The organism is Paenibacillus sp. FSL K6-1217 (assembly GCF_045040735.1).
Lineage (GTDB): Bacteria > Bacillota > Bacilli > Paenibacillales > Paenibacillaceae > Paenibacillus_AQ.
In genome coordinates this window covers 5851317-5876730 of record NZ_CP150271.1, presented here as the reverse complement: position 1 = coordinate 5876730, position 25414 = coordinate 5851317, and the positions used below count along the sequence as shown (strand labels likewise).

12 protein-coding genes, 3 rRNA genes and 3 riboswitches are annotated in these 25414 nt (G+C 53.8%); of the genes, 2 read left to right on the top strand and 13 right to left on the bottom strand.

All coding sequences use genetic code 11. The annotated features are described in order from the left end of the window. Positions 1–189: 189 nt before the first annotated feature. The 10 genes from rrf to MHH28_RS25885 form a co-directional block, all read right to left on the bottom strand. Positions 190–306, bottom strand: a 5S ribosomal RNA gene (gene rrf / locus MHH28_RS25930). A gap of 75 nt (positions 307–381) precedes the next feature. Further along, a 23S ribosomal RNA gene (locus MHH28_RS25925) occupies positions 382–3308 on the bottom strand. Between the two features lie 290 nt (positions 3309–3598). After that, positions 3599–5159: ribosomal RNA gene (locus MHH28_RS25920) — 16S ribosomal RNA — on the bottom strand. Together the 16S, 23S and 5S rRNA genes form the textbook arrangement of a ribosomal RNA operon. A gap of 377 nt (positions 5160–5536) precedes the next feature. Further along, the gene (locus MHH28_RS25915; protein WP_405106843.1) at positions 5537–6346 is read right to left on the bottom strand and encodes a transglutaminase family protein; all 810 of its coding nucleotides are present in this window, start codon (positions 6344–6346) and stop codon (positions 5537–5539) included. Between the two features lie 13 nt (positions 6347–6359). Continuing rightward, positions 6360–6440, bottom strand: a riboswitch (cyclic di-GMP riboswitch). Positions 6441–6513: 73 nt separating this feature from the next. Continuing rightward, positions 6514–6595: riboswitch (cyclic di-GMP riboswitch) on the bottom strand. A gap of 127 nt (positions 6596–6722) precedes the next feature. Beyond that, positions 6723–7376, bottom strand: a complete 654-nt coding sequence (locus MHH28_RS25910) for a sortase (protein ID WP_405106841.1) — start codon at positions 7374–7376, stop codon at positions 6723–6725. A 67-nt stretch (positions 7377–7443) separates the two neighbouring features. Next, the gene (locus tag MHH28_RS25905; RefSeq protein ID WP_405106839.1) at positions 7444–7848 is read right to left on the bottom strand and encodes a GtrA family protein; all 405 of its coding nucleotides are present in this window, start codon (positions 7846–7848) and stop codon (positions 7444–7446) included. Next, positions 7838–8815: a glycosyltransferase family 2 protein gene (locus tag MHH28_RS25900; protein ID WP_405106837.1), complete on the bottom strand. Its 978-nt coding sequence runs from the start codon at positions 8813–8815 to the stop codon at positions 7838–7840. The genes MHH28_RS25905 and MHH28_RS25900 overlap by 11 nt, the downstream gene beginning before the upstream one ends. 96 nt (positions 8816–8911) lie before the next feature. After that, positions 8912–12751, bottom strand: a complete 3840-nt coding sequence (locus tag MHH28_RS25895) for a glycosyltransferase family 39 protein (protein WP_405106835.1) — start codon at positions 12749–12751, stop codon at positions 8912–8914. Further along, entirely contained in the window at positions 12748–14394 is a 1647-nt protein-coding gene (locus MHH28_RS25890; RefSeq protein WP_405106833.1) for a hypothetical protein, read from the bottom strand. The genes MHH28_RS25895 and MHH28_RS25890 overlap by 4 nt, the downstream gene beginning before the upstream one ends. A gap of 152 nt (positions 14395–14546) precedes the next feature. After that, entirely contained in the window at positions 14547–15947 is a 1401-nt protein-coding gene (locus MHH28_RS25885) for an NCS2 family permease (RefSeq protein ID WP_405106831.1), read from the bottom strand. A 127-nt stretch (positions 15948–16074) separates the two neighbouring features. Beyond that, positions 16075–16174, bottom strand: a riboswitch (purine riboswitch). Positions 16175–16702: 528 nt separating this feature from the next. On the opposite strand from MHH28_RS25885, the gene rsgA reads away from it, so the two are divergent. Then, positions 16703–17776 (top strand): ribosome small subunit-dependent GTPase A, encoded by a 1074-nt coding sequence (rsgA, locus tag MHH28_RS25880; protein WP_405106829.1) that lies wholly within the window; start codon positions 16703–16705, stop codon positions 17774–17776. Continuing rightward, positions 17773–18780 carry a phosphotransferase family protein gene (locus MHH28_RS25875; RefSeq protein WP_405106827.1) on the top strand — a complete coding sequence of 336 codons (1008 nt, stop codon included), beginning with the start codon at positions 17773–17775 and terminating at the stop codon, positions 18778–18780. The genes rsgA and MHH28_RS25875 overlap by 4 nt, the downstream gene beginning before the upstream one ends. A gap of 110 nt (positions 18781–18890) precedes the next feature. Here MHH28_RS25875 and guaA read toward each other — a convergent pair whose 3' ends face one another. The 3 genes from guaA to MHH28_RS25860 all read right to left on the bottom strand — a co-directional run bounded on the left by guaA (position 18891) and on the right by MHH28_RS25860 (position 25219). After that, entirely contained in the window at positions 18891–20429 is a 1539-nt protein-coding gene (gene guaA, locus MHH28_RS25870) for a glutamine-hydrolyzing GMP synthase (RefSeq protein ID WP_405106825.1), read from the bottom strand. An 841-nt stretch (positions 20430–21270) separates the two neighbouring features. Then, complete coding sequence (locus tag MHH28_RS25865) at positions 21271–23775, bottom strand: transglutaminase domain-containing protein (protein ID WP_405106823.1); 2505 nt, start codon at positions 23773–23775, stop codon at positions 21271–21273. Continuing rightward, entirely contained in the window at positions 23744–25219 is a 1476-nt protein-coding gene (locus MHH28_RS25860) for a DUF58 domain-containing protein (protein ID WP_405106821.1), read from the bottom strand. Before MHH28_RS25860 ends, MHH28_RS25865 begins: the two co-directional genes overlap by 32 nt. Positions 25220–25414: the final 195 nt, after the last annotated feature.

Here is a 25414-nt window from a genome sequence, read left to right as displayed (position 1 = left end):
TAAATCTATCCACATGTGTATAAGTATTCTTCATCTTGAATTCACCTGTATTCTGCGCACAAACTGTCCACATCCAGAACTTCCTGGCTCTTAGTTATTTTAGTGCTGAGGCAATTGTAGATAACTACTTTCACGCATCGCCGAATATACAAAAAGACCACTGTTTGAGAATCAACAGTGGTCTTGTGTGCTTGGCAACGTCCTACTCTCCCAGGACCCTTCGGTCCAAGTACCATCGGCGCTGGAGGGCTTAACGGTCGTGTTCGGGATGGGTACGTGTGGAACCCCTCCGCTATCGCCACCAAACGGGCATTTACAGCGTAAATGCTTCAGGATTTGATTCCTGAAAACTGAATCCGAAACGAATCTGCGTACTAGATATTGGATAAGCCCTCGACCGATTAGTATTGGTCAGCTCCATGCATTGCTGCACTTCCACCTCCAACCTATCTACCTCGTCGTCTTCAAGGGGTCTTACATACTGGGAAATCTCATCTTGAGGGGGGCTTCACGCTTAGATGCTTTCAGCGCTTATCCCGTCCGTACGTAGCTACTCAGCCATGCTCCTGGCGGAACAACTGATGCACCAGCGGTACGTCCATCCCGGTCCTCTCGTACTAAGGACAGCTCCTCTCAAATTTCCTGCGCCCACGACAGATAGGGACCGAACTGTCTCACGACGTTCTGAACCCAGCTCGCGTACCGCTTTAATGGGCGAACAGCCCAACCCTTGGGACCTACTTCAGCCCCAGGATGCGATGAGCCGACATCGAGGTGCCAAACCTCCCCGTCGATGTGGACTCTTGGGGGAGATAAGCCTGTTATCCCCAGGGTAGCTTTTATCCGTTGAGCGATGGCCCTTCCATGCGGTACCACCGGATCACTAAGTCCGACTTTCGTCCCTGCTCGACTTGTAGGTCTCGCAGTCAAGCTCCCTTATGCCTTTGCACTCTGCGAATGATTTCCAACCATTCTGAGGGAACCTTTGAACGCCTCCGTTACTCTTTAGGAGGCGACCGCCCCAGTCAAACTGCCCGCCTGACACGGTCCCCGTACCCGATAAGGGCACCAGGTTAGAACCTAGATACGATCAGGGTGGTATCCCAACGGCGCCTCCGCAGAAGCTTGCGCTCCTGCCTCACCGGCTCCCACCTATCCTGTACAGATCGTACCCAAATTCAATATCAAGCTGCAGTAAAGCTCCATGGGGTCTTTCCGTCTTGTCGCGGGTAACCTGCATCTTCACAGGTATTAAAATTTCACCGGATCTCTCGTTGAGACAGCGCCCAAGTCGTTACGCCATTCGTGCGGGTCAGAATTTACCTGACAAGGAATTTCGCTACCTTAGGACCGTTATAGTTACGGCCGCCGTTTACTGGGGCTTCGGTTCACAGCTTCGGATTGCTCCTAACCGCTCCCCTTAACCTTCCAGCACCGGGCAGGCGTCAGCCCGTATACTTCGCCTTGCGGCTTCGCACAGACCTGTGTTTTTGCTAAACAGTCGCTTGGGCCTTTTCACTGCGGCCCCCTCGGGCTATTCACCCTACCGAGGCACCCCTTCTCCCGAAGTTACGGGGTCATTTTGCCGAGTTCCTTAACGAGAGTTCTTCCGCGCGCCTTAGAATTCTCTTCTCGCCTACCTGTGTCGGTTTGCGGTACGGGCACCTTCTCCTGACTAGAGGCTTTTCTTGGCAGTGTGAGATCATGACCTTCGCTACTATAATTTTCGCTCCCCATCACAGCCCAGCCTTAGTAGTGTGCGGATTTGCCTGCACACCAGCCTCACTGCTTAGACGGACATCCATCAGTCCGCGTCACTACCCTCCTGCGTCACCCCATCGCTCATAGCGGATTACGGTGGTACAGTAATTTCAAACTGTTGTCCTTCGACTACGCCTGTCGGCCTCGCCTTAGGTCCCGACTTACCCTGAGCGGACGAGCCTTCCTCAGGAAACCTTGGGCTTTCGGCGGATCAGATTCTCACTGATCTTTTCGTTACTCATACCGGCATTCTCACTTGTATGCTGTCCAGCGCTCCTTACGGTACACCTTCAACCCACATACAACGCTCCCCTACCCCAGATGCAACGCATCTAGCCATAGCTTCGGTGGTGTGTTTAGCCCCGTTACATTTTCGGCGCAGAGTCACTCGACCAGTGAGCTATTACGCACTCTTTCAATGGTGGCTGCTTCTAAGCCAACATCCTGGTTGTCTGTGCAACTCCACATCCTTTCCCACTTAACACACACTTGGGGACCTTAGCTGATGGTCTGGGCTGTTTCCCTTTTGACAATGGATCTTAGCACTCACTGTCTGACTCCCGGCAAGAAGTAAATGGCATTCGGAGTTTGACTGAGCTTGGTAACCCTTGCGGGCCCCGCACCCAATCAGTGCTCTACCTCCACCACTCCATTCACCGAGGCTAGCCCTAAAGCTATTTCGGGGAGAACCAGCTATCTCCGAGTTCGATTGGAATTTCTCCGCTACCCCCACCTCATCCCCGCATTTTTCAACATGCGTGGGTTCGGGCCTCCAGTGCGTGTTACCGCACCTTCACCCTGGACAGGGGTAGATCACACGGTTTCGGGTCTACGTCCACATACTTAGTCGCCCTATTCAGACTCGCTTTCGCTGCGGCTCCGGCTTCTCACCTTAACCTTGCATGTTAAACGTAACTCGCCGGTTCATTCTACAAAAGGCACGCCATCACCCCTAAAACGGGCTCTGACTTTTTGTAAGCACACGGTTTCAGGTTCTATTTCACTCCCCTTCCGGGGTGCTTTTCACCTTTCCCTCACGGTACTGTTTCACTATCGGTCGCCAGGTAGTATTTAGCCTTAGCAGATGGTCCTGCTGGATTCATACGGGGTTTCACGTGCCCCGCACTACTCGGGATCCGTCTCGGAGGGAACACAGTTTGGGCTACAGGGCTTTTACCTCTATCGCGGGCCTTTCCAGACCTCTTCGCCTACTCGATTCCTTTGTAACTCCATGTGAGACGTCCCACAACCCCAAGAGGCAAGCCCCTTGGTTTAGGCTGTTCCGCGTTCGCTCGCCGCTACTGACGGAATCACTATTGTTTTCTCTTCCTCAGGGTACTTAGATGTTTCAGTTCCCCTGGTCTGCCTCTACGTATCCTATGTATTCAGATACGAGTAACTGCGAATTACCACAGCTGGGTTTCCCCATTCGGACACCCCCGGATCAAAGCTTGCTTACAGCTCCCCGAGGCAGTTTCGTTGTTCGCCACGTCCTTCGTCGGCTCCTGGCGCCTAGGCATCCTCCGTGTGCTCTTAGTAGCTTAACCTCGATTTTTCCGTCAGGAAAATATCGGACAATGAATTTCTTCAACGTCTGTATTTCCTTCAAGATCATCGTAGCATCGCCATTAATTCAAAACTTGTTTACACAAGTTCAGCTTAAAGGAATGTTCTAAAACGCAAATTCGTTTCGGTATCCAGTTTTCAAGGATCAAGTCTTACTGAGAGTTTGAGCTCTCAAAACTGACCAACGAGTGAGTGTTTGAACCCAAGGGTTCATTGTGGAAGCAAAGCTTCCGATTTGAATGTTTCCATTGCAGGAAACGATTCTCCATAGAAAGGAGGTGATCCAGCCGCACCTTCCGATACGGCTACCTTGTTACGACTTCACCCCAATCATCTACCCCACCTTCGGCGGCTGGCTCCCTTGCGGGTTACCCCACCGACTTCGGGTGTTGTAAACTCTCGTGGTGTGACGGGCGGTGTGTACAAGACCCGGGAACGTATTCACCGCGGCATGCTGATCCGCGATTACTAGCAATTCCGACTTCATGCAGGCGAGTTGCAGCCTGCAATCCGAACTGAGACCGGCTTTGCTGGGATTGGCTCCACCTCGCGGCTTCGCTTCCCGTTGTACCGGCCATTGTAGTACGTGTGTAGCCCAGGTCATAAGGGGCATGATGATTTGACGTCATCCCCACCTTCCTCCGGTTTGTCACCGGCAGTCACTCTAGAGTGCCCAGCTCTACCTGCTGGCAACTAAAGTCAAGGGTTGCGCTCGTTGCGGGACTTAACCCAACATCTCACGACACGAGCTGACGACAACCATGCACCACCTGTCTCAACTTTCCCCGAAGGGCACCTGATGCATCTCTGCTTCGTTAGTTGGATGTCAAGACCTGGTAAGGTTCTTCGCGTTGCTTCGAATTAAACCACATACTCCACTGCTTGTGCGGGTCCCCGTCAATTCCTTTGAGTTTCAGTCTTGCGACCGTACTCCCCAGGCGGAGTGCTTACTGTGTTAACTTCGGCACCAAGGGTATCGAAACCCCTAACACCTAGCACTCATCGTTTACGGCGTGGACTACCAGGGTATCTAATCCTGTTTGCTCCCCACGCTTTCGCGCCTCAGCGTCAGTTACAGCCCAGAAAGTCGCCTTCGCCACTGGTGTTCCTCCACATATCTACGCATTTCACCGCTACACGTGGAATTCCACTTTCCTCTTCTGTACTCAAGTCACCCAGTTTCCAGTGCGACCTCAGGTTGAGCCCAAGGTTTAAACACCAGACTTAAATAACCGCCTGCGCGCGCTTTACGCCCAATAATTCCGGACAACGCTTGCCCCCTACGTATTACCGCGGCTGCTGGCACGTAGTTAGCCGGGGCTTTCTTCTCAGGTACCGTCACTCCGGCAGCAGTTACTCTACCGGACGTTCTTCCCTGGCAACAGAGCTTTACGATCCGAAAACCTTCATCACTCACGCGGCGTTGCTCCGTCAGGCTTGCGCCCATTGCGGAAGATTCCCTACTGCTGCCTCCCGTAGGAGTCTGGGCCGTGTCTCAGTCCCAGTGTGGCCGTTCACCCTCTCAGGTCGGCTACGCATCGTCGCCTTGGTGGGCCGTTACCCCACCAACTAGCTAATGCGCCGCAGGCCCATCCCCAAGCGGCAGATTGCTCCGCCTTTCATTCTCTCCTCAGGAGAAGAAAGAAATTATCCGGTATTAGCTACCGTTTCCGGTAGTTATCCCAGGCTTGAGGGCAGGTTGCCTACGTGTTACTCACCCGTCCGCCGCTAAGTTTGAAAGGAAGCAAGCTTCCTTTCAAACTCCGCTCGACTTGCATGTATTAGGCACGCCGCCAGCGTTCGTCCTGAGCCAGGATCAAACTCTCCAAATTGGTATTTAGAAAGAGCGATTGCTCATTTTGAAACATCTGACGAGAATTGTTACATTCTCTAATTTTGGATCTCACCGAAGTGATTTCCGATACTCACTCGTTGTTCAGTTTTCAAAGATCAAGCTCGTTGTCAGCGCCGCTTAGCGCGTCACCAGCAACTCTTATAATATATCACGTTCACTCAAGCAATGCAAGCTTTATTTTGAAGTCACTTATTTAAGTGATTTCTCATTTCCTTTGCCGCTTCAAGAACGCTTATTTATAATAACCTATCCCTATATTAAAATGCAACCTTTATATAAATATATATAAATAAAAATAACCCACTTAATAATTAAGCGGGTTATTCTCAGTAATACTATAGGTTACAGCTACTCTTAGTAGAATTTCGCTGCAGTATATTTGCTTGCTGCTTTGATCAGTTGTGTGGACGCACTGCTCTTACCCAGGCCCGCATCCACTGTAGTATCAATCGTTACCCATTTGCCGTTCAAGAACACTTCATTCCAGGCATGATAAGAAGTTACATAGCTTGTATTACCCATAACCAGTTTGGTTGGAATGCCTTCACTGCGGAGCATAGTAGCGAACAAGGATGCGTAATCGTAGCAGATCCCTTTATTGGTAGCCAATGTGTTATCGTTGTTCGGAATATAATCCGTGCTTACGCTATTAGCCAGAGAGTAATCATATTTCACGTTAGCTACAATGTAATTGTAGATAGCCTTCACTTTGTCTGCGTCTGTAGTCAGACCCTTTGTAAGCTGTGCTGCCTTTTGAACTGCTTTATCGGAAGAACTCCATTTCACATTCTGTACAGAGCTCAAATATACGGCATTCGTGTTGCTCATGGCGAGGGATACAGTCTCGGAAGATAGCACTTTGTATTTGTTGCCGGTAGTATTCTCAAGAATGGACACCTTGTAAGAACCATTTCCCTGCTGAAGCGGGAACGTCTCATTCGGTTTGGAGGTGTATAAGTTGTAAGTATAGCTGTTAGTGTCCTTTGTAATCATGAGCTTCATCTTCTTGTCCTTAGGAACGTCATACGAAACTCCGATGACCCCTTGATCCAATTGCCCTACATTCAACCAGCTTGAATCTGCATTAGCTGCTTGAGCAGTGCCTGTCTGCACGGAAGCGACAAGTACAAAAAGCGTAATCAACATTAAATAAACTTTCTTCATGGATAAAACTCCTTTCGGTAGCTGGCTGCCATTCTTGCGGGAAGGCCCTTTAGCTTTGCGTCCCTACCTTTCGATAGGTTTGCCGTTATCGTATAAGCTTTATCTGTCCAATCTACTACCACATAATGACAGATTCAGAATAAAAACAAACAAAAAAAGCCTCTTCATTCGGTAGCTGGCTGCCATCCATGACGGGAAGGCCCTGTAGCTTTGCGTCCCTACCTTTCGATAGGTTTGCCGTTATCGTGTATTAGCTTCTTATATTTCTATCTTACCATATCCTTCTCTATTATCAAGACCCAAATTGCTAGATTCCACCAAAAAAACGCTAAAATTTTATGTTTTTTTCGACATTTACCGTCTTGTCCTGCAAGAATCAGGTTAGCTTCGCATGAATAATGAGTCTGTGGGTCGGATCGACAAGCGGATCGCAGGTAATGAGGGTCAGAATCTTATCGTCGTCCTTACCCTTCAGTACCGAAATATCGGTAGGCTCTACAATGGATACATCATATACTACATACTTGTATTCCTGACCGCTTGTAATAAGAGTAATGGTATCCCCTTTACCGACCTCATTCAGTCTGTTGAACAACCGCCCTGCTGTTCTTGACCGGTGTGCCGCAATCGCCGCATTGCCTACCGCACCTATCGGAGCTGTCTCCTTCATATGCGCCGCAGCATGCTTCATATTGGCCTTCGTGGCGCCCTCCAGTACAGGCAGCTTCAGATCGATTTTGTCGATTTCAATAATGGCCGTGATCTTGCCTCCGACTTCAATCTCCGGCGCTGTAGTGGGAACCGGCTCTTCCGCAGCCGATTCTTCCGCCAGCAGCTGGGTGACTTCCGCATAAGGCTTGCTCAGATCCGGATTTGCAGGAGCAGTAGCCGAAGGAACGATTTCACTGTAGGCCTGTTCAGCCTCTTCCAGCAGCTTCTGCTGCTGACGGTCCTCGTACCATTCGCTTCCTTTGGGGTAGAGCATAATCAGGACCCCGGCAAGTATGATCAAATAGGATAACTTCCGCATGACAATCGCCTCCGCAATATAGAATAAGTGCTACCCCCGCAGGATACGGGGAAGATGTACTGTTACCTTAGAATACCCACTTCCGGCTTCCAAAGAAATTAATGATCACTGTAATAAAGGTAACCAGCACCTTGGCCATCAGCACCTGAATCCCCAGGCTGTCAGTGAGCAGATGAATCAGCAGCACGGAGATGCCCAGCACCAGCAGATTCAGGACAATAAATCTCACCAGCTGCATCCGGTCAAAGCCGCTATTGCCGCCCCGGTCCCGGCCCTTGAAGGTTACCTTCTTATTCCAGAAAAAGCTGTTGGCCGTTCCGGCGCTGTAGGAAATAATCTGTGCAGGGGTGTTAAGCATCCCCAGGGAATGCAGCAGAGTAAATACCGCAAAATCAATGAACGTGTTAAGCAGGCCCACTGCATTGAATTTCAAAAATTGGATCATGCCTGCACTCCAAGCCTTATCTTGCATAATCGCTTTCCTTCCGCGTATCTACGGACTCTGCCTCCGGGTAGCCTCTGGTCTCGCGTACGATATAGAGCGGTCTATCCTTCGATTCATCATAGATCCGTCCAATGTATTCCCCGATTACGCCCAGCAGCATCAGCACAATGCCGTTAAACAGCAGGTTAACCCCGACAATGGATGCCCAGCCCGGCACCGTCCAGGAGGTGAAGACCTTCTGGAATAAGACCAGGAACAGGTAGATGAAGCTGGAGAAGGACAGGAAGAAGCCGACATAGGAGGCGATTTTGAGCGGCTTGTGTGAAAAGGAGGTGATTCCGTCGAGCGCGAAGCGGATCATTTTCTTCAGCGGATATTTCGTCTCCCCTGCAAAGCGTTCCTCCCGCACATATTCCACCATAGTCTGCCGGAAGCCAACCCAGCTCACCAGCCCCCGCACATAACGGTTCTTCTCCTTCAGGCCGCGCAGCACATCGCAGACCTTGCGGTCGATCAGCCGGAAGTCCCCGGTATCGGTAGGAATCTCCACACTGGTCATGCTGCTGAGCAGACGGTAGAAGATCTTGGCTGTCACCTTCTTGAAAAAGGTCTCCCCGTGGCGCTTCAGCCGCTTGGCATAAACCACCTCATAGCCTTCCTTCCACTTGGCGATCATCTGCAGAATGACCTCCGGCGGGTCCTGGAGATCTGCGTCAATCACCACAACCGCCTGGCCTTCAGCATAATCCATTCCCGCCGTAATCGCCACCTGATGGCCGAAATTACGGGAGAAGTCAATCAGCTTGACATGCTCATCCGTATTGCTGATGCCGCGCATAATCTCAGCCGTTCGGTCCCGGCTGCCGTCATTGACGAATACGAGCTCATAGGAATCGCCGCAACCATCCATTACTTTTTTGAGCCGCTCGTAGGTTACCTGAATGACTTCCTCCTCATTGTACATGGGGACAATCACACTATATCTGGCTTTCACCTGGGTTCCTCCTAAATTTGTTGTAAGCCACAGCTTCCTTGATGCGCTTCATCAACATCAGCTTTGAACATATATCCGGCTTCTGAAGCTCCCCTCCTAGAAGACCCAGGAAGGGAACCAGCGAAGTACATGAATGATATAATTGCTGTTCACCTGCATGCCGGATAACACCGGATAGAACATTACAAACAGGATGGCGGCGGCCGCCACATAGGCGTACCGCAAATATCTGGCACCCTGAAGCTTAGCGTCAAGCAGCTTAAGGATGTACACAATGGACAGAATCATAAACGGCACCATCGCAAAGTAATGGTACAGGAAGGTCTCACGCGGCACAAGCATCCATGGAACATATTGCGAGAAGAAACCGATCCAGATCATGTACAGGCTCTTGTCCCGGCGTCTCACGGTCAACCATACGGCGGCCAGCATCGCGAAGATTCCTGTCCACCAGATCAGCGGGTTGCCCATCGTTACTATGCTGCTAGCCTTGCCTGCCGGCAAGCCTTCGCCGCCGCTGAAGAACCACACCGGACGCTTCATGAACGGCCACTCCCACCAGGAGGAGGCGAACGGATGTGTAGCAACAAGCTGGCTGTGATAGTTGTACATATTCTTCTGGGCATCAATCAGTCCCTTAACCGTGAAGCCCTCTGCCGATGCAGACAGCGCAGGAATGAAGGACAGACTGTAGACGATGACCGGAATGACAATGAAGAAGCCTATACAACTGGCCAGGGTAATCACTGTATTCTTCCAGAAGGACTGATCCGCAGTCCGGCAGGCGGCTTTGAGCTCCTGTCCGGTCAGCTTGCCTTCAGCCAGCAGACGTCCGGCTGCCTTGTATTCCCTGTAGCGTTCGAAGAGTACCAACGCGAGCATAATAGCCAGTCCCGCGCCGCCGTAGATCACAATCCACTTGGAAGCCACCCCGATGCCGAAGAACAGTCCTGACCAGAACAGCGGAACCAGTGTGGTCCGCAGCGGTACCCGGTAGAAATTCATCGTGAAATACCGCTGCATGAAGTAGAACATCAGCATAATGAAGAATACGCCATACACATCGATGGTCGATATCCGCGTCTGGGTGAAATGCATGAAGTCCAGAGCGAATAGTCCCGCTGCCAGTGCTGCATACGTAGTCTTACGGAAGAGCCTCATGGCCATGATATAGATCAGCGGCAGCATCGCAATTCCGAACAAGGTGCCTATGATCCTCCACCCGAACGGATTGACGCCGAACAGCTCCATCCCTACTCCAATCAGCAGCTTGCCGAGCGGCGGGTGCGTGTTCTCATAAGGCACAATATTATGGTAATGCTCATAAGCGGTGCGGGCATGATAGATTTCATCAAAATACGTACTATTCATGAAGTTAGTGTTCTCCGGGATGATGGACTGCTCATCGAACAGATTGGCCGGCGTCCCCCTCTTAGCTGCCGCTCCCGGATCAGGTATAACACTTGCTATGGGCAGAGGAACCTTCGGTGCCCCCTGCTCATACAAGGCCATCTCATTGAGGGTGAAGCCCGGAGACGTAACCGAGAGCTTGACGTATCTTGCGGATACGTTAAGCGGCTGGCTTTTCCAGATGAAGACATTGCCGACATCCTCGCTTACCTCAAGCGGGCTGCTCCAATTATCAGGGGTCTGGCTGAATTCCAGCTGAAACTTGCCTGTCCCGACACCGCCGAACACATTAACCCGCTCCAGCTGACGGGCCTGCCCCAGATCCACATAGAAGCTCTCTCCGCTGGCCGCCGGCTCCCACAGCGTCTCAGGTGCCTTGTTGTCTCCCAGATGATAAAGGGCAAGCGCCCCGTATAGCGCGGTGATCCCCATCATCCAGACCCAGTCCCTGCGCTTCAGCTTCAGCGGAGAACGCCGTTCTGACTTGGCCAGCGGCTTAATGCCTTCTGCAAGCAGCATATCTGCTGCATAGGTCTCTGTGGGGGTAACCGGCTCAGGCAAGAGCTTCGCAGTTCGGCGGATATATACATCGTATCCAATATAGAGCAGATATAACGCAAGTATAATAGTGGTAATCGCTGTAACCAGCACTATTCCGTCAGTTGGCGGGTTCCCGCCGGTATTCAGATACGCCAGTGTATAACCCACATTGATGTACTGCGTCAGGGAGAATCCGAGAAACAGGGTCAGGAATCGGCGGTCCCTGCTCTCTATGAACGCGAATAACGACAGGATCAGTACCGGATACAAGTAGCGCTCATGCATTTTGGTACCGAATACGAAGACAATCGTGATCAGCACCATTGCGATGAAGTAGGACTTGGAGAGATCCTTGCGGTCCTTGGTATTGAAGGAATAATACGCTGCAAAGGCAACCGCCGCCAGGATGAAAATAAAGCCCCATATACGGTACGGTATGCCAAGCCAGGTTACATCCAGCGCCGACCACATCGGATCGGTCAACGCATACAGATTGAACGCGTTCACTGTGGAATACGGATAGGAGGACAGTGTGCTTTTGTACAGGTTAATCATTCCCGCAAAACCGCCGTTACTCCAGAAGAACGGGGCTGCGAGGAGAACAAAGATCCCCAGACCGTATAGGGCACCCAGCGCAAGCTGCTTCCAGGCCCGGTGATGGTAGAAGGCGAGCAGCAGCACCGGTGTAAAGATCAGCGCCTGCGGCTTGATCAATGTAGCAACGGCAAAGAAGACCGCGGCACGTACAAAGCGCTTATCGACAACACCCATCATACTGAGCAGCAGGAAGATAAGGAAAAAGGAATCCGCCTGCCCCCAGGCTGCCGAGTCCATCAGCACAGCCGGATTGAACAGGAACAGCATCATCAGCCCGATCGCAAGTCCCGGGCCGAGCCGGGTGCGCGCGCTCTTATAGATCATCCAGCCGAGCACCAGATCAGAGAGAATCGCGGGCAGCTTGAAGAGAACGGTCTCGGCGCCTGATCCGCCGGCAAAGTTAAATAATCCGCGCAGCAGGCTAAGCAGGTACAGCACATATAAGTAACCCGGCGGGTAATCGGCGAAATAACCTTCTTCATAGAATTTGCCCGGTCCAAGGTCGGTAAGACGCTGGCCCCAGGCCATGAAGGTATTCATATCATTCTTGTAGCCCTGCGCCGTAAGACCGATCCAGATCCGCAGGATGAACGCCACCCCAAACAACACATACAGCCAGCGGGTGTAGATGACATCCTCCTGTCTCAGCAGACGCTCACTGCGGAAGGCTCTGGTATATAGAAAAGCAAAGAACAAACTGAATACTCCGGAAAGCAGGAGCAGCTTGGCCGGCGATACTTTATGCGGCACTTCCTCCGGCTTGGTCCCGCCGTCCGCATCTGCCGGGGGAGCCTGGGCTCCGCTGTCCAGCGAGATGATATTCGATCCCTCCGGCACGGTATCCAGCTTCTCTACGGACAGATCATCGAAATAGGCCTTGCCCTGAATCAGATTGGCATAGCCGCCCAGCGCAGCGCCGATTCCGATCTCAGTCTGCTCCTTGCCGGTCTGGCCGATGAACTCCAGATGCTGCCACTCACCGCCGGTATCGCTGGTAGCGGGATAACCGCCGCCAATGCCTACCGGGAAGATATTGGCCCCGAGTCCCCCGCCTGCGATGCTGGCTATTTTGACATATCCCGAGATTCTGTAATAACTGTTCGGCAGGACGGTAACGGTCTGCACCCACTTCAGGTGATTGGGCTCCAGATTCTCAATAACCGCCGCTTTGCTGCCGGAACGAACCTCCTCGGACTGAACGGATATCGAGCCTGCGGCATCTCCGGCAATCCACATATCCTTACTCCAGCCTGCCGGTGCCCCGTCCTCTCCTTCTTCAAAGCCCGGGTTCTGCAATAGATTCCCTTCGGCATAGATGTTTGTTACAGGAAGAATAAATAATAGTAGCATCAGTATAACAGTTACCGCTGCACGTACATTCTTGGTCATCGTTCTACCCTCACCTCGTCAATGTTAATCCAGCCCTTACCGCCGGTTATGTATGCTTCCGTCTGTTCACCAGTGAGCAGTACGCTGTAGTTGGCAAAATGCTTCACTCTGGATCCGGTGCTTACCACAGGAGGCGCAGCATTGTTCGCATAGATATATGCGGCATGGCCAGGCACCCTGTTCAAATCTTCAAACCTGTATCTTCCAAAGGAAGAAACACGTTGAAAGGCTTCTCCCGGGTTGGCATACTGAACGGACTTCAGGAAATCATGCGGATTGATCTGCTCATAGAACAGTACATAAATATAAGGCATATTCACCTGGTTCGTAAGATAGATGTCACCGCTGCTCTGTTCCGAAGCATACTTCACGGCTTCTCCGAAGGAATCATAGAAGGCCGGACCGATCTGCTCAGGAAATTCGCGGAAATACGTATTGGAGAATAAGGCAAACATCACGGCGAACCCGGCTGCGGCCAGGATGGCAACCCCTTTGACTCTGCCGGCCAGCCAGACGAATCCGGTGCTTACCAGCATAATGAACGGGTAAAAAATAATGTTAATGCGGTTAATATTTACGGCTGTAATCAACGCCATCAGCACCGCCACCAGAAACCAGAGCAGCAGGACTCCTCTACCCGCATTCTCCCTCTCCCGCCGCCTTGTCCACCAGGAATGCAGGAGAACAACCAAGCCAAGCAGCGCAAAAGGCAGCGCCAGCGGGTAAGCATACCCGTAAGGCGAAATGGAGTTCCAGGGCAGCCCGTCGCTCCCGCTCCACATCAGCTTGCTGAAAGCGCTGAGGTTATCCGCAGCCGCCTGCCACAGCCTGCCCCCGAACAGGGATGAAATCTCCTCCACACGCGGCGTCGTAAGCTTGGGAATCGTGAACAGCGGAGTAGCTATATCCTGCATGCCGTAACGGTTGATGATAATAAATAGTAATATGGGCAGCGCTAGTGCCGCAAACCATACAACATTCCAAGCCAGGGCACGGGGTCGCAGGACCTTGCTATATAATAGAAGAATAGCCGTACCGAGTGCAAACAGCGGGACGAAAAAGTACGCTGTTCCATACGCATACAGCGAGAGGGCCAGCATGCCGGTAAAGGCGAACAGCCACCTTGGATTCGTAAAAGCGCGCAGCAGAAAGTATACGGCTATCAATATCATTGTAGGAAACAGATTCGACTCCAGCGCCCATCTGGACATCATAATATGCCACGGATTAATGGCGATAAAGAACATCGCAGCAGTCCCGGCTCCAGGCGAGGCAAATAATCTTTTCATAATGAGGTAAAAGAACAGCATGCCCAGTAGTCCCATGATCAGGCTGAGCGCCCGCACAGATAACGGCGTCAGTCCGAACAACAGAATGAACGGCATGGACAAGTAGGCATAAAGCGCATTCTGTCCGCTCCCCCAGGCAATTAAATGAATCGGCAGATGTACACCATTCCGGTCCATCCCGTAGTGCAAAATGGAGTAGGCATCATAGCCGATAGAGGCTTCGTCCTGATTCAGTCCCGGTGGAATAGAAGTTATGTATAGAATACGGACTATTACCCCAAGCAGGAACAGCAGCACCGGCCAGGGATGACTACGGAAGGACTTGTACACTCGATTGAATACACCGGACACCATTTATCACCTCTTCAACAATATAATCTAAATATTGGTTGATGAAAAGGGTAAAGCCCGCCTGGCCCCGGCCACTCCTTCCTTACATGGCCAAAAAGAAAACGGCCCCTTCATATAATGAAGAGACCGCAATGGAGATCAGAATCCGTGTAGCCTTAGCCTTGGCTGCCGATCAGAACATAACGCAGAACAATCAGCACCGCCAGCACCCACATCATCCAGTGGATATCGTATTTCTTCTTGCCGGCGATATTGGCTACACAAGCCAGAATCACATAAGTAACAATCCCGAATGAGATACCGTTGGCAATGTTGTAGGTGAACGGCATGATCACGAAGGTCAGGAAGGCCGGAATGGCCAGCACCATGTCCTGGAAGTCAATATCACGGATGGATTGAGCCATGAGTACACCGACAATAATCAGCGCTGCCGCCGTTGCCGGACCAGGGATCAGAGCGACTACCGGAGCCAGGAACAAGGCAAGCAGGAAGCAGATCCCTGTAGTTACTGCTGTCAGACCCGTACGCCCGCCTTCGGCTACACCGGCAGCACTCTCAACATATGCGGTAGTGGTGGAAGTACCCAGCATCGCACCGCCCGCAACAGCTACCGCATCTACGAACATGGCGTTGCCGACACGTTTTTTGCCCTCTTCAGGGTTCTTCATGATTCCGGCACGTTCAGCAGTACCCACCAGCGTACCGAAGGTATCGAACAGTTCTACGAAGGTAAAGGTGGCAATCGCCGATACAATACCCGTGTGCATAATGCCTTCCCAGTCAAATTCCCAGAAGTTAAGCTGTGTGAAGTCAGGAACCCAAGGCGTCTGCGGATTGCTCAGTGAACTGAAATCTACAGCACCCATCAGGATCGCAGCCACGGTAGTGCCCAGAATTCCGAACAGGATGGCGCCGCGAACGCGCAGTACCATCAGAATGGAGATCAGCAGCAGACCGATAATGACGAGCTGGACATTGGTGTTCTCCAGGCTGCCCATATGAATAACCGTTTCGAAGGAAAGAACGTCTGTAAATTTGTTAGCGGCGATATCGCTGCCGGCTTCAACGCCGATAGTCATCAGTCCGCTGTTCTTCAGGCCGATAATGGTGATGAACATCCCGATACCCACGGTGATCGCATGCTTCAGGCTGTCAGGAATGGCAGTGAGCAGGATTTGCCGGACCCGGGTAATGGTCAGGAGGATGAAGATAATCCCGGAGATAAATACGGCGGTCAGACCCATCTGCCAAGTGAACTCATGTTCAGTGGTGGCGGAGGATAAGACTACGGAAGCAAAATATGCGTTAAGGCCCATACCAGGTGCCAGAGCGACCGGGAAGTTAATGAAGACCCCCATGGCAATGGTGAAAATACCAGCTGCCAGCGCCGTAGCGAGGAATACGGAATACCAGCCCATATCAATGCGGCCGAAGGCAGTCAGGGTGCTTGGATTAACCGACAGAATATAAGCCATTGCCATAAACGTGGTTATACCGGCCATGATCTCTGTGCGTACTGTGGTGCCGTTCTCTTTCAGCTTGAAAAAGCGGTTCAAATGGTTCTCCCCCTAAGGTTATATGTTGTGCCAATACAGCAACACAGGAAGCCGGCATCTGGGAAGACACCGGCCCGAAAAAGAGATGGCTGCCCCGAATCCCGGACAATTGCCGGTGATCCCAGGACAAGCTGCTCTTCTTAATCGTAGCCAGGTCATTACGGTGACCTCGTAGAGACTTCCGGGCCCATTCCCGGAATTATACGAATAGATATTTGCTGTAGCGCTTTATCATTTTAGGGGCAGATCACAGCTCTTGTCAATGGTAAATACGAACATTGAACGTAAGGTTCGCACTATTGTTCGTAAATTGAACATTTTTATGACAAATCCTGTTTGGTTCAGTGAGAATCCGCCAAACATTGCAGCATAAATGCGGATAGAACCGGACTTTATTAAGTATAATCAAACTCTACATGGTATTCGCACGCTAAAATATGTTAACCTGAACTAGCTTAGCGATAAGCAAGTTCCTCAAATCCGAAAGGGGATGTTTGAATTGGCTACTACTTATATGGTGGTTTCAGTTTAGAACTGCATAGCAGGCATGCTTTTTAAAAAGGCGGGCAAAGCCCGTATTATTTGGTGTGCCATCCCAAGTAACCTTTCGTGAATATTGCTGTTTGCGGGATACGATAAAGGTCGTATCTTCTTTGCATCTTGATGCCGCAGATCAGCAGCTTCTTCTTGAGGCTGCTGTTCCGCGGCATTTTTGCGTCCACAAAACAACTTTAAAAGGAGCTAAACCCAAAAACATGATTGATCTAAAAACCTATGGATATACAGAAATAGAAAAAATCCCGTCCGGGCTATTGCCTGGCAGAATTACAGAGCTCCGGCGGGAGCGCTTCACGGTAATCACAGAGCGGGGCGAGTTGACCGCTGTACTCAAAGGCAAGTTCTATCACAGTACAGAAACCCGGGAGGACTTCCCATGCGTCGGTGATTTTGCCTTACTGCGCCCGAACGGAAGCGGGGATTCGCTCCTTGTTACCCTTCTCCCCCGCCGCTCCAAGTTCTCGCGGGCGAATTATTCCGGCCATGCCGCAGGCTATACCAAAACCATTCTGGAGCAGGTCGTGGCCGCCAACTTTGACTATGTATTCATCCTGTCCTCCCTGAACTGGGATTTCAATGTCACCCGCATGATGCGTTATCTGACCCAGGCCAGGCAGAGCGGCGGCCAGCCGGTCGTCATTCTGACCAAGGCTGATCTCACAGAAGACTACAGCCTCCCGCTGGCAGAAGTCCGGCAGAGCATGCCGGATGTTCCGGTGCACGCCGTGTGCAGTCACAACGGTCTCGGGCTGCATGAGCTTGATGCCTACCTCAAGCCTGGTTCAACTGTCGTCTTCCTTGGCATGTCCGGTGTCGGCAAATCGTCACTGCTTAATGCGCTGATGGAACAGGATGTCATGAAGGTTAGTTCGATCCGGGAGGAAGACAGCCGGGGACGGCATACTACCACGCACCGCCAATTGTTCATGCTCCCCTCGGGAGCAATGGTAATCGATACCCCCGGGATGCGTGAGCTTGGATTATTCGATGCTGACGAAGGCATCTCTGCAGGCTTCAACGATGTGGAGGAACGGTTCTCCGCATGCCGGTTCAAGGATTGCCGCCATGAGGCCGAGCCGGGCTGCGCCGTTCTTGCCGCTCTTGCGGATGGTTCCTTGCCGCGTGAACGCTGGGAGCGTTACATGGCCCAGCAGCAGGAGAACCAATTCGTGCAGAACAGAACTAACTATCTCAGGGGCAAGGATGCCCGCAATCAGTCAGCTGCTATGCAGCGCAAGCAAATGAAGAAAAACGGAGGACGAAAAAAATGAAGATTCCAACTGAAGCGTTATATACTGCACTAAGTGAGCTTTTCAAAACAACGGTTACATCTGCTGACTACCAGACGTTACAGCTACATGGCGGGACCTTGGGGGATGTGCAGTTGGTTACCGGAACAGCCGAAATGGCTGACGGAGAGCAGCTGCCGTACCGTATTGTGCTGAAAATCCAGAAGAAATGGGAACGTTACGATGATCCGCATTCCTGGCGTCGGGAATATGACCTCTACGCTTCCCCACTGGGGGCAACCTTCACAGAATCCTTCCGCTGGCCGGTGTGTTATCACGCTGAGATAAATGAAGTCGGGGATGAAATGAGATTGTGGCTGGAATATATGGATGGCATCTCCGGCTTGGAGCTGACCGGTGACATGTATGAACAGGCGGCATTGGAGTTGGGACGGTATCAAGGGAAGTTGTACGCGGAGCAGCCTGAGGTACCGCAAAGTCTGATCAACCTGAGCCATGCGGATCTGATGAAGAACACGTACCTGCATTACCGCTCCTGGCCGCTCGTCTACGACTATATCCGCTCGGAGGACTGTGAGTTCCCGCAGCATATACGGCAAATGCTCATTGATATCGATGAGCATTCGGACGATATTTTTGCCCGGATTGAACGCCTGCCTCTGGTGTTATGCCACCGGGACTTCTGGGTAACCAACATCATCTATACTGGCGGGACCATCGCGCTGATCGACTGGGATACCAGCGGCTGGGGCTACCTCGGCGAGGACATCGCCAGTCTGCTTGCAGATGAGGCGGATCTGGATCACATGATTGAATACTATCAGCGGTGTGTCCCTGCTTATTACCGGGGCTTCGCAGAGTATGCGGGAGAGATTGCCCCGCTTGCCGGCCACTGCGTCTACGAATTTATCCTGCTCGTCTTCGGATACCGGCTGGTGGAGGGATATCTTCATGCAGAGGATGATGATAAGAAGAAGGAGTGTCTTTGTACGCTGGAGAAGGTGTATGAATTGAGAAATCTGTAGCAGGCGACATGGGCAATAAGAGCTTGAAGCCTGTAAGTCCCTAGAACAAAAAAACTCTCATCCATTTGCAGAAAATTGCAGATAGATGAGAGTTTTTATTTTTCTTTTACCTATTCCCACTCAATCGTCGCTGGCGGCTTGGAGGTAATGTCGTAGACGATGCGGTTCACGTTGTCGACTTCGTTGACGATGCGCACGGAGATTTTCTCCAGTACATCCCATGGGATACGTGCCCAGTCGGCGGTCATACCGTCGATGGAGGTTACCGCACGAATGCCGACGGTGTAGGAATACGTACGCTCGTCACCCATTACGCCAACACTCTTCATGTTAGGAAGTGCGGTGAAGTACTGCCAGATCTCGCGGTCAAGGCCAGCCTTGGCAATCTCTTCACGCAGGATATAGTCGGAATCGCGGACGATCTGCAGCTTCTCCTCAGTCACTTCACCCAGCACACGAATTGCCAGACCCGGACCCGGGAAAGGCTGACGCCATACGATGGCATGCGGCATACCAAGCTCTTCACCCAGCTTACGGACTTCATCCTTGAAGAGGGTGTTCAGCGGCTCGATCAGACTGAATTTCATATCTTCCGGCAGTCCGCCTACATTGTGGTGCGACTTGATCGTCTGCGCCGTTGCTGTACCGCTCTCTACGATATCGGTATACAGTGTACCTTGGGCCAGGAAGGAGAAATCGCCCAGCTTGGCCGATTCTTCGTCGAAGCAGTAGATGAACTCATTGCCGATGATTTTACGTTTCTGTTCGGGGTCGGACACACCAGCCAGCTTGCCGAGGAAGCGGTCACGGGCGTCGATCTTGACAACATGAATATCGAACTTGCCGACAAAAGTCTCCATAACACTCTCCGCTTCACCTTTGCGCAGAAGGCCGTGGTCAATGAACATACAAGTGAGCTGATCGCCGATCGCACGGTGAATCAGCATCGCCACAACAGAGGAATCCACGCCGCCGCTGAGTGCGCAGAGTACCTTCTTGTCGCCGACTTTATCACGGATATCCTTAACGGCATCTTCGATGAACGACTCCATAGTCCATTTGCCCTCGCAGCCGCATACTTCGTACAGGAAGTTCGAGATCATCTCATTCCCCTTCACGGAGTGGCGTACCTCAGGATGGAACTGAACGGCGAAGAATTTACGGACATCATTGCTCATGGCTGCAATCGGCGCGCTCTCTGTCCCTGCATCCAGCTTAAAGCCTTCCGGAAGCTCCACTACATGGTCGCCGTGGCTCATCCATACCGTCTGCTTGCTCTCAAGGCCTGCTGCAAGTACGGAGCTGGGTGCGAATTCCACATCTGCTTTGCCGTACTCGCGCTTGGCGGAGCGTTCCACCTTGCCTCCCTGCTGCTGTGCCATCAGTTGCATCCCATAGCAGATTCCGAAGATCGGAAGCCCGAGCTCGTAAATTGCCGGGTCTACATGCGGTGCATTCTCTGCATAGACACTGCTTGGCCCACCCGAGAAAACAATTCCTTTGGGCGATAAAGCCTTAATCTTCTCCATCGGTGTATTGTACGGCAGAAGCTCGCTGTATACTCCCAGGTCACGAATTCTGCGCGCGATAAGCTGGTTATACTGTCCCCCGAAATCCAGAACAACGATTATTTCATTTGGCTTGTTCATTACTTGCCTCCCTTGATTATTGGATTCATTATACTCATGGTTAATTCTCAGCGTCAAGGATATGGACTCCCTCCACTTCAAGGTTTTGGCCTATGGGCGGCAGGTCTGGGGAGAATCGCAGCGCGGTGGCGGAAGGCTGGAACTAGCTGGCTGTCAGGGTGCGGCAAAATATATGTATTGAGCAGATTGCTACGGAATGCCCGTGACTGGAAAAGGTATCCAAATCATGCGAAGATTGGCCTGATTCCAGTGTAATCGTGTCCGTTGAGCCAGTGAGAATAGTAACTCCCCCGCCCACTGGCAGTCTCAAAGTGCAGGAAAAGCACTTTGGCGGATGAATGGGATGAGGAGCTGACGCCTTCGGCCGCAATAATTGGGGAAATGTAGCTTGATAGCTGGCCCCCTCGAATTATGGAAGGTCCAGTAAGTAAATGGTACAAGTACAAAAGTACCCTGCGGGTGGACGATGAGTAGTAGGGAGAGCCTACGCCCCTTAATCTGCCGAAGTGGGCAGTTGGTGGTAATGAAGAGCACTTGTGCACCTGAATCCGGCGAAAGTGGGCTGTTGGCGGTAATGAAGAGCACTTGTGCACCTGAATCCGGCGAAGGTGGGCTGTTGGCGGTAATGAAGAGCACTTGTGCACCTGAATCTGGCGAAAGCGGGCTGTTCGCAGTAATGAGGGGCATTAGTGCACCTGAATCTGGCGAAAGTGGGCAGTTCGCGGCAATGAGGGGCATTAGTGCACCTGAATCCGCCGAAGGTGGGCAGTTGGCGGAAACAATCATTTCCTGAACAAGAACAAAAGACGTCCGCCGCAAATGCAGGGACGCCATGTCTTGATCAGGTCAGATGAAAGGTAATCAGCAAGCACCGGGTCATGAATGACGCCGCGTCTATGGTATCAGCAGCGTTACCGGGGATGGGGCGGGGCGGCGGGATGCTTGCGGCGGAAGCCGACGCCGGCAACAGCACGGCGCCTCCAGCGGAGCCCGGCGCCACTAACGGCACGGCGTCTCCGGCGGAGCCCGTCGCCGCTAACGGCACGGCGCCTCCAGCGTGGCCCGGCGCCGCTGAAGGCACGCCGCCTGCGGCGCCGCCATACGCCAGGGTCTCCCACTGGCGTACAAAAGCCCGGACGGCGGCGCGCAGCCGCCCGTCCTCGATAGCCAGGGAGTCTGCGTACTCCCTGGCGGTAACCCCGGGCAGCGGCGGCCCATACCGCGCCGCCAGCCCGTGCCAGGCCAGAGCGGCAGCGCGCAGCTGCCGCTCACGGCCAAGCCTGCCGGCGCGGCGCACTGCCGGCAGCAGAGCCAGGCTGCGCCGCCAGCGGATGGCGGCAGCCAGCAACAGCGCCGCCAGAGCTAGCGGCGCCCGGTCCGGGCCGCCCGCCTGCGGCAGGGCGGCAGAGAGCGCGTCCGCGTGCAGCGCAGCGGAGCGGTGGTTGTCCGGCGGCGCGGAGGCAGCCGCCGGGTCCGTAGCCGCCGCGCCGAGGGCAGCGGCGGAGGGCGTGGGGTCGAAGGGGACCCAGCCCGCGCCGGGGAAATAGACCTCGACCCAGGCGTGGGCATCCCCGCCGGTCACGCTGTAGCGCTGCGGCATGGAGCCGGGCACGGCGGTCCCCGGGCCGTAGCCCTGGACGTACCGTGCCGGAATGCCGCTGCTGCGCAGCAGGACCGTCATCGCCGTGGCAAAATGCACACAATACCCCTGACGGGTCCCAAACAGAAAATCATCGGTGAAATCGGCACCGGATGGCGGCACACGGGTCTTCAGCGAATAGGAGTAGCCGTCCTGAAGATAGCCGGCTACGGCTACGGCGGCATCGTAACGGCTCCCTGCGGCAGCGGTAAGCTGGCCGGCCAGCGCACGAACTCTGGGCGGCACAGCAGCGGGAAGCTGCAAATACAGGCTGCGGACCCCTTCGGGATCACTTCCCTTCAGCTTCCGCAGCACCGCCGGATCGCTTGGCGGCAGAACAGACTTCACGCTGTACTCTGTAACCCCTGCGGAGCCATAGACTTCCGGCAGGCGGAAGCTAAGCTTATCCGGGCTGGCAAGCACGTACCCCAGCTGGCTTCCGTCTGCAAGCCGAATGTTCTGTACGTCCGTTATGGTGCCTGCACTGAACAGCGGCACGCCTCCAAGAGAAGGAGAGGCGAGCTGAATCCGCTGGATAAGGGTCTCTCCCCCGGCTGCCGCATTATCGGCCAGGGCGGGCAGCGCCCCGGACAGCCGGGGCAGATTCAGCGCTGCATACGCAGCTCCGCTCCTGATCCAGCGGCGGCCGTCATAATATGCCATGCTCTCTCCCCGCCAATAGTAAGGACGGGGGACAGTGACCGTGAAGGCCGCCTCCCCGCTGGGAGTCAGGGGCATGCCAAGCTCTCTGTCCTCCATGCTATAGCCGGTGCTGCCCGTGCGGGATACGTCAGGCTCCTCCGGCCGTTGCGCCGCAGCCCAGTGCTCCAGCTTGTCCAGCACCGGCTGCAGTGTAACCGGGGCAGCCGGGCGTGCACCCAGCCCTTGCCCGGCTATCCAGGCGGCCATCGTCACCAATACGGCCGCAGAGAATGCCACGGCTCCCCAGCGGCCGTAAGGAAGTACACGGCTTCCGGTCCGTTCTTGCAGGTGGAGCAAACCGCTCAAGGCCCGCAGCCACAGGATCAGCCCCGCCGTGATCAGTACATCGCCGGAAGTATTAACGGCGTAGCCCATATCCAGCACCAGCAGATACACCAGCGTTACACCGGTGAACAGGGTAATACTTCCCCTGTACAGCGCAAGCTGCTGGACAGAGGAGACCAGCAGCCCCCAGCCCAGCACCAGAATCAGCAGCCTGCTGTCCTCGCTTAAGGCGGAGATCCTGCCGGAGAGCAGCAGCAGGGCATCCTGTCCGCTTTTCTCCAAGGCATAGGCCTTCAGCCACCCGCCATCTCCCCCGGCAGCAGCACAGAGGGCATACCAGGTCATGAAGATTAGAAGGAACTGCCCGCTTGCCTGGACAAGACGGGGCAGCAGCAGACAGCCCCAAGCCAGAAGCGCCGCTGCCGAGAGCATCAGGAGCCGCAGGAGCTGTGTATGGTCCGTGGTCACAGGCAATGAGTAGAGCGGCAGCAGCCACAGAACAAACACGGCCATAATCGCCAAAGAGAACAGGCCGCGATAGTACAGAGGGCTGTTCTCACTTTTAACTTCGGGACTGCTCTCTGCAAGGTCTGATTCCTGCATGCCTTCCGCTGTAAATACAATGCTTCCGTGACGCCGCGGCTTGCTGTCTGTAGAGGGCTTCGGACTGGCGCCATCCGCAGTCACTCTAGCAGGAGGAGGGATTATCCGGGAATCCATCAGGCTCCGCCCCCTTGTACGCTGGTGCAGGCGCGGCATGGCTCAGACAGTGAACCCGCGCTCCAAGCCTCATCAGACTTCCGGCAATGGTATCCGAAGCAGGCGGTCTGCTGTCCGCGGAAGCCGCAGGATCACGCTGCCCGGACGCTGGCCATCCCTCTGCTGCCAGCCTGCTGCTGCGGGATAACTCCGGCAGTGTCCCCGCCGCTCCGGCCGGGCTTCGAACGGGATTACCGGGGGTCCGGCTTGGAGAAGGCTGGTCCCAGACATAATAGAGCTCCACCCTGATCCCCTGGACCAGGAAGCGGGCCAGCGTTCTCGCCGACTCCTCCTCAAGCCGCCCGGTAATGACCGTTACCGTCATTCCGGGAATCCAGCTCTGCGACGCATCCTCCAGCAGTCTGCGGAGACTCTGTGAGCCGGAGGGGGCAATCTCTGTGAGCAGATCCCGGACCCTTCCGGGAATCTGGCCCAGCCCCTCATGTCTGGCCATCCCTTCCGGCCAGCCGCCGCTGAAGAGCTGGATGTAGCTGCCGGAGCGCTCGGCAGAGAGCAGCAGCCCCATAGTAGCGGATACCGCCTGTTCGAAGGCCGGAATTACCGACCTGCGCTGGCTGCGCGGTGCATACGAACCTCCGGGAACCTCATAATCCGCCGGGCTGCTCGCAAGCACAATACAGGTCATCTGTCCGGCTTCACGTTCCGGCACTCTGCTCTGCAGGTTGCCCTTACGGGCGCTGCTCTTCCAGTGAATCCGGCTGAACGGATCACCGGGTGCATAATCACGGATATCCGCTGCTTGCGGACTGCTGTGATTCCCCCGCCCGGATGCACGGTCTCCGGGCAGCAAGCCTGTATCCGGCACTGCTGAGCCCATATACAGCGCCCTTGGCAGCACCTTGAAGCCCGCCTTGCCGTCCGGCTGGCAGCCGCCTGTGAACAGCCCCGGCAGATCTCCCCAGGCCAGACTGCAACCATGGAGCTGATGCACCCCTCTGGGAACGGACAGCAGCTCATACGAATAGCTGAAGGAGCGCCGGAAGCCGGGAAACAGCAGCTCCTGATGGCTGCCCCCGCTCCAGTAATCGGTAACGATCATCCAGGGCAGCGGGATTGCGGAGGCAAAAGAAATCTGCACTTCAACAACAGCATGATCCCCGGCAGACAGATGCGCAGGAGAAATCGTACGCTGTACGTTAACTCTCCGGGGACCGCAGAGCTGCATCAGCAGGCCGCCGGACATGACCACTCCGCCAGCTGTCAGCAGCAGCAGGAGCGATTCTCCTCCACGCCACATATACAGCCCTCCGGTAACCGCCATCAGGAGCAGCATTCGCCCCCATTCCTTCGCCGTGCGGCGGACGCGCTTCCGGGGAAACCCTGCAATCTCTGCGTTCCCGTACCTGTTTTGCTGTGAATATACCTGTGATTTCGGATCTATCAATGAGGATGAGGACAAGGTGGACACCCTTCCATGGTTATAGACTAGCCCCCTGACAGCCTGTGCTTTCACTGGCTATACTGCTTGCTGAGGCCTGTTGCTATCTATTCTTTCCACGAAAAAGGTTACCCAGACATTTCACCTGCTTTTCCCGCCAGCTCTGCCTGCCCCTGCTCTCCTATCTGTCCCGCCGCTCTC

Coding starts and splice junctions, on each gene's coding strand:
- MHH28_RS25915 (WP_405106843.1), bottom strand. CDS start 6,346: ATGAAGAAAGTTTATTTAATGTTGATTACGCTTTTTGTACTTGTCGCT.
- MHH28_RS25910 (WP_405106841.1), bottom strand. CDS start 7,376: ATGCGGAAGTTATCCTATTTGATCATACTTGCCGGGGTCCTGATTATG.
- MHH28_RS25905 (WP_405106839.1), bottom strand. CDS start 7,848: ATGCAAGATAAGGCTTGGAGTGCAGGCATGATCCAATTTTTGAAATTC.
- MHH28_RS25895 (WP_405106835.1), bottom strand. CDS start 12,751: ATGACCAAGAATGTACGTGCAGCGGTAACTGTTATACTGATGCTACTA.
- MHH28_RS25890 (WP_405106833.1), bottom strand. CDS start 14,394: ATGGTGTCCGGTGTATTCAATCGAGTGTACAAGTCCTTCCGTAGTCAT.
- rsgA (WP_405106829.1), top strand. CDS start 16,703: ATGATTGATCTAAAAACCTATGGATATACAGAAATAGAAAAAATCCCG.
- MHH28_RS25875 (WP_405106827.1), top strand. CDS start 17,773: ATGAAGATTCCAACTGAAGCGTTATATACTGCACTAAGTGAGCTTTTC.
- guaA (WP_405106825.1), bottom strand. CDS start 20,429: ATGAACAAGCCAAATGAAATAATCGTTGTTCTGGATTTCGGGGGACAG.
- MHH28_RS25865 (WP_405106823.1), bottom strand. CDS start 23,775: ATGGATTCCCGGATAATCCCTCCTCCTGCTAGAGTGACTGCGGATGGC.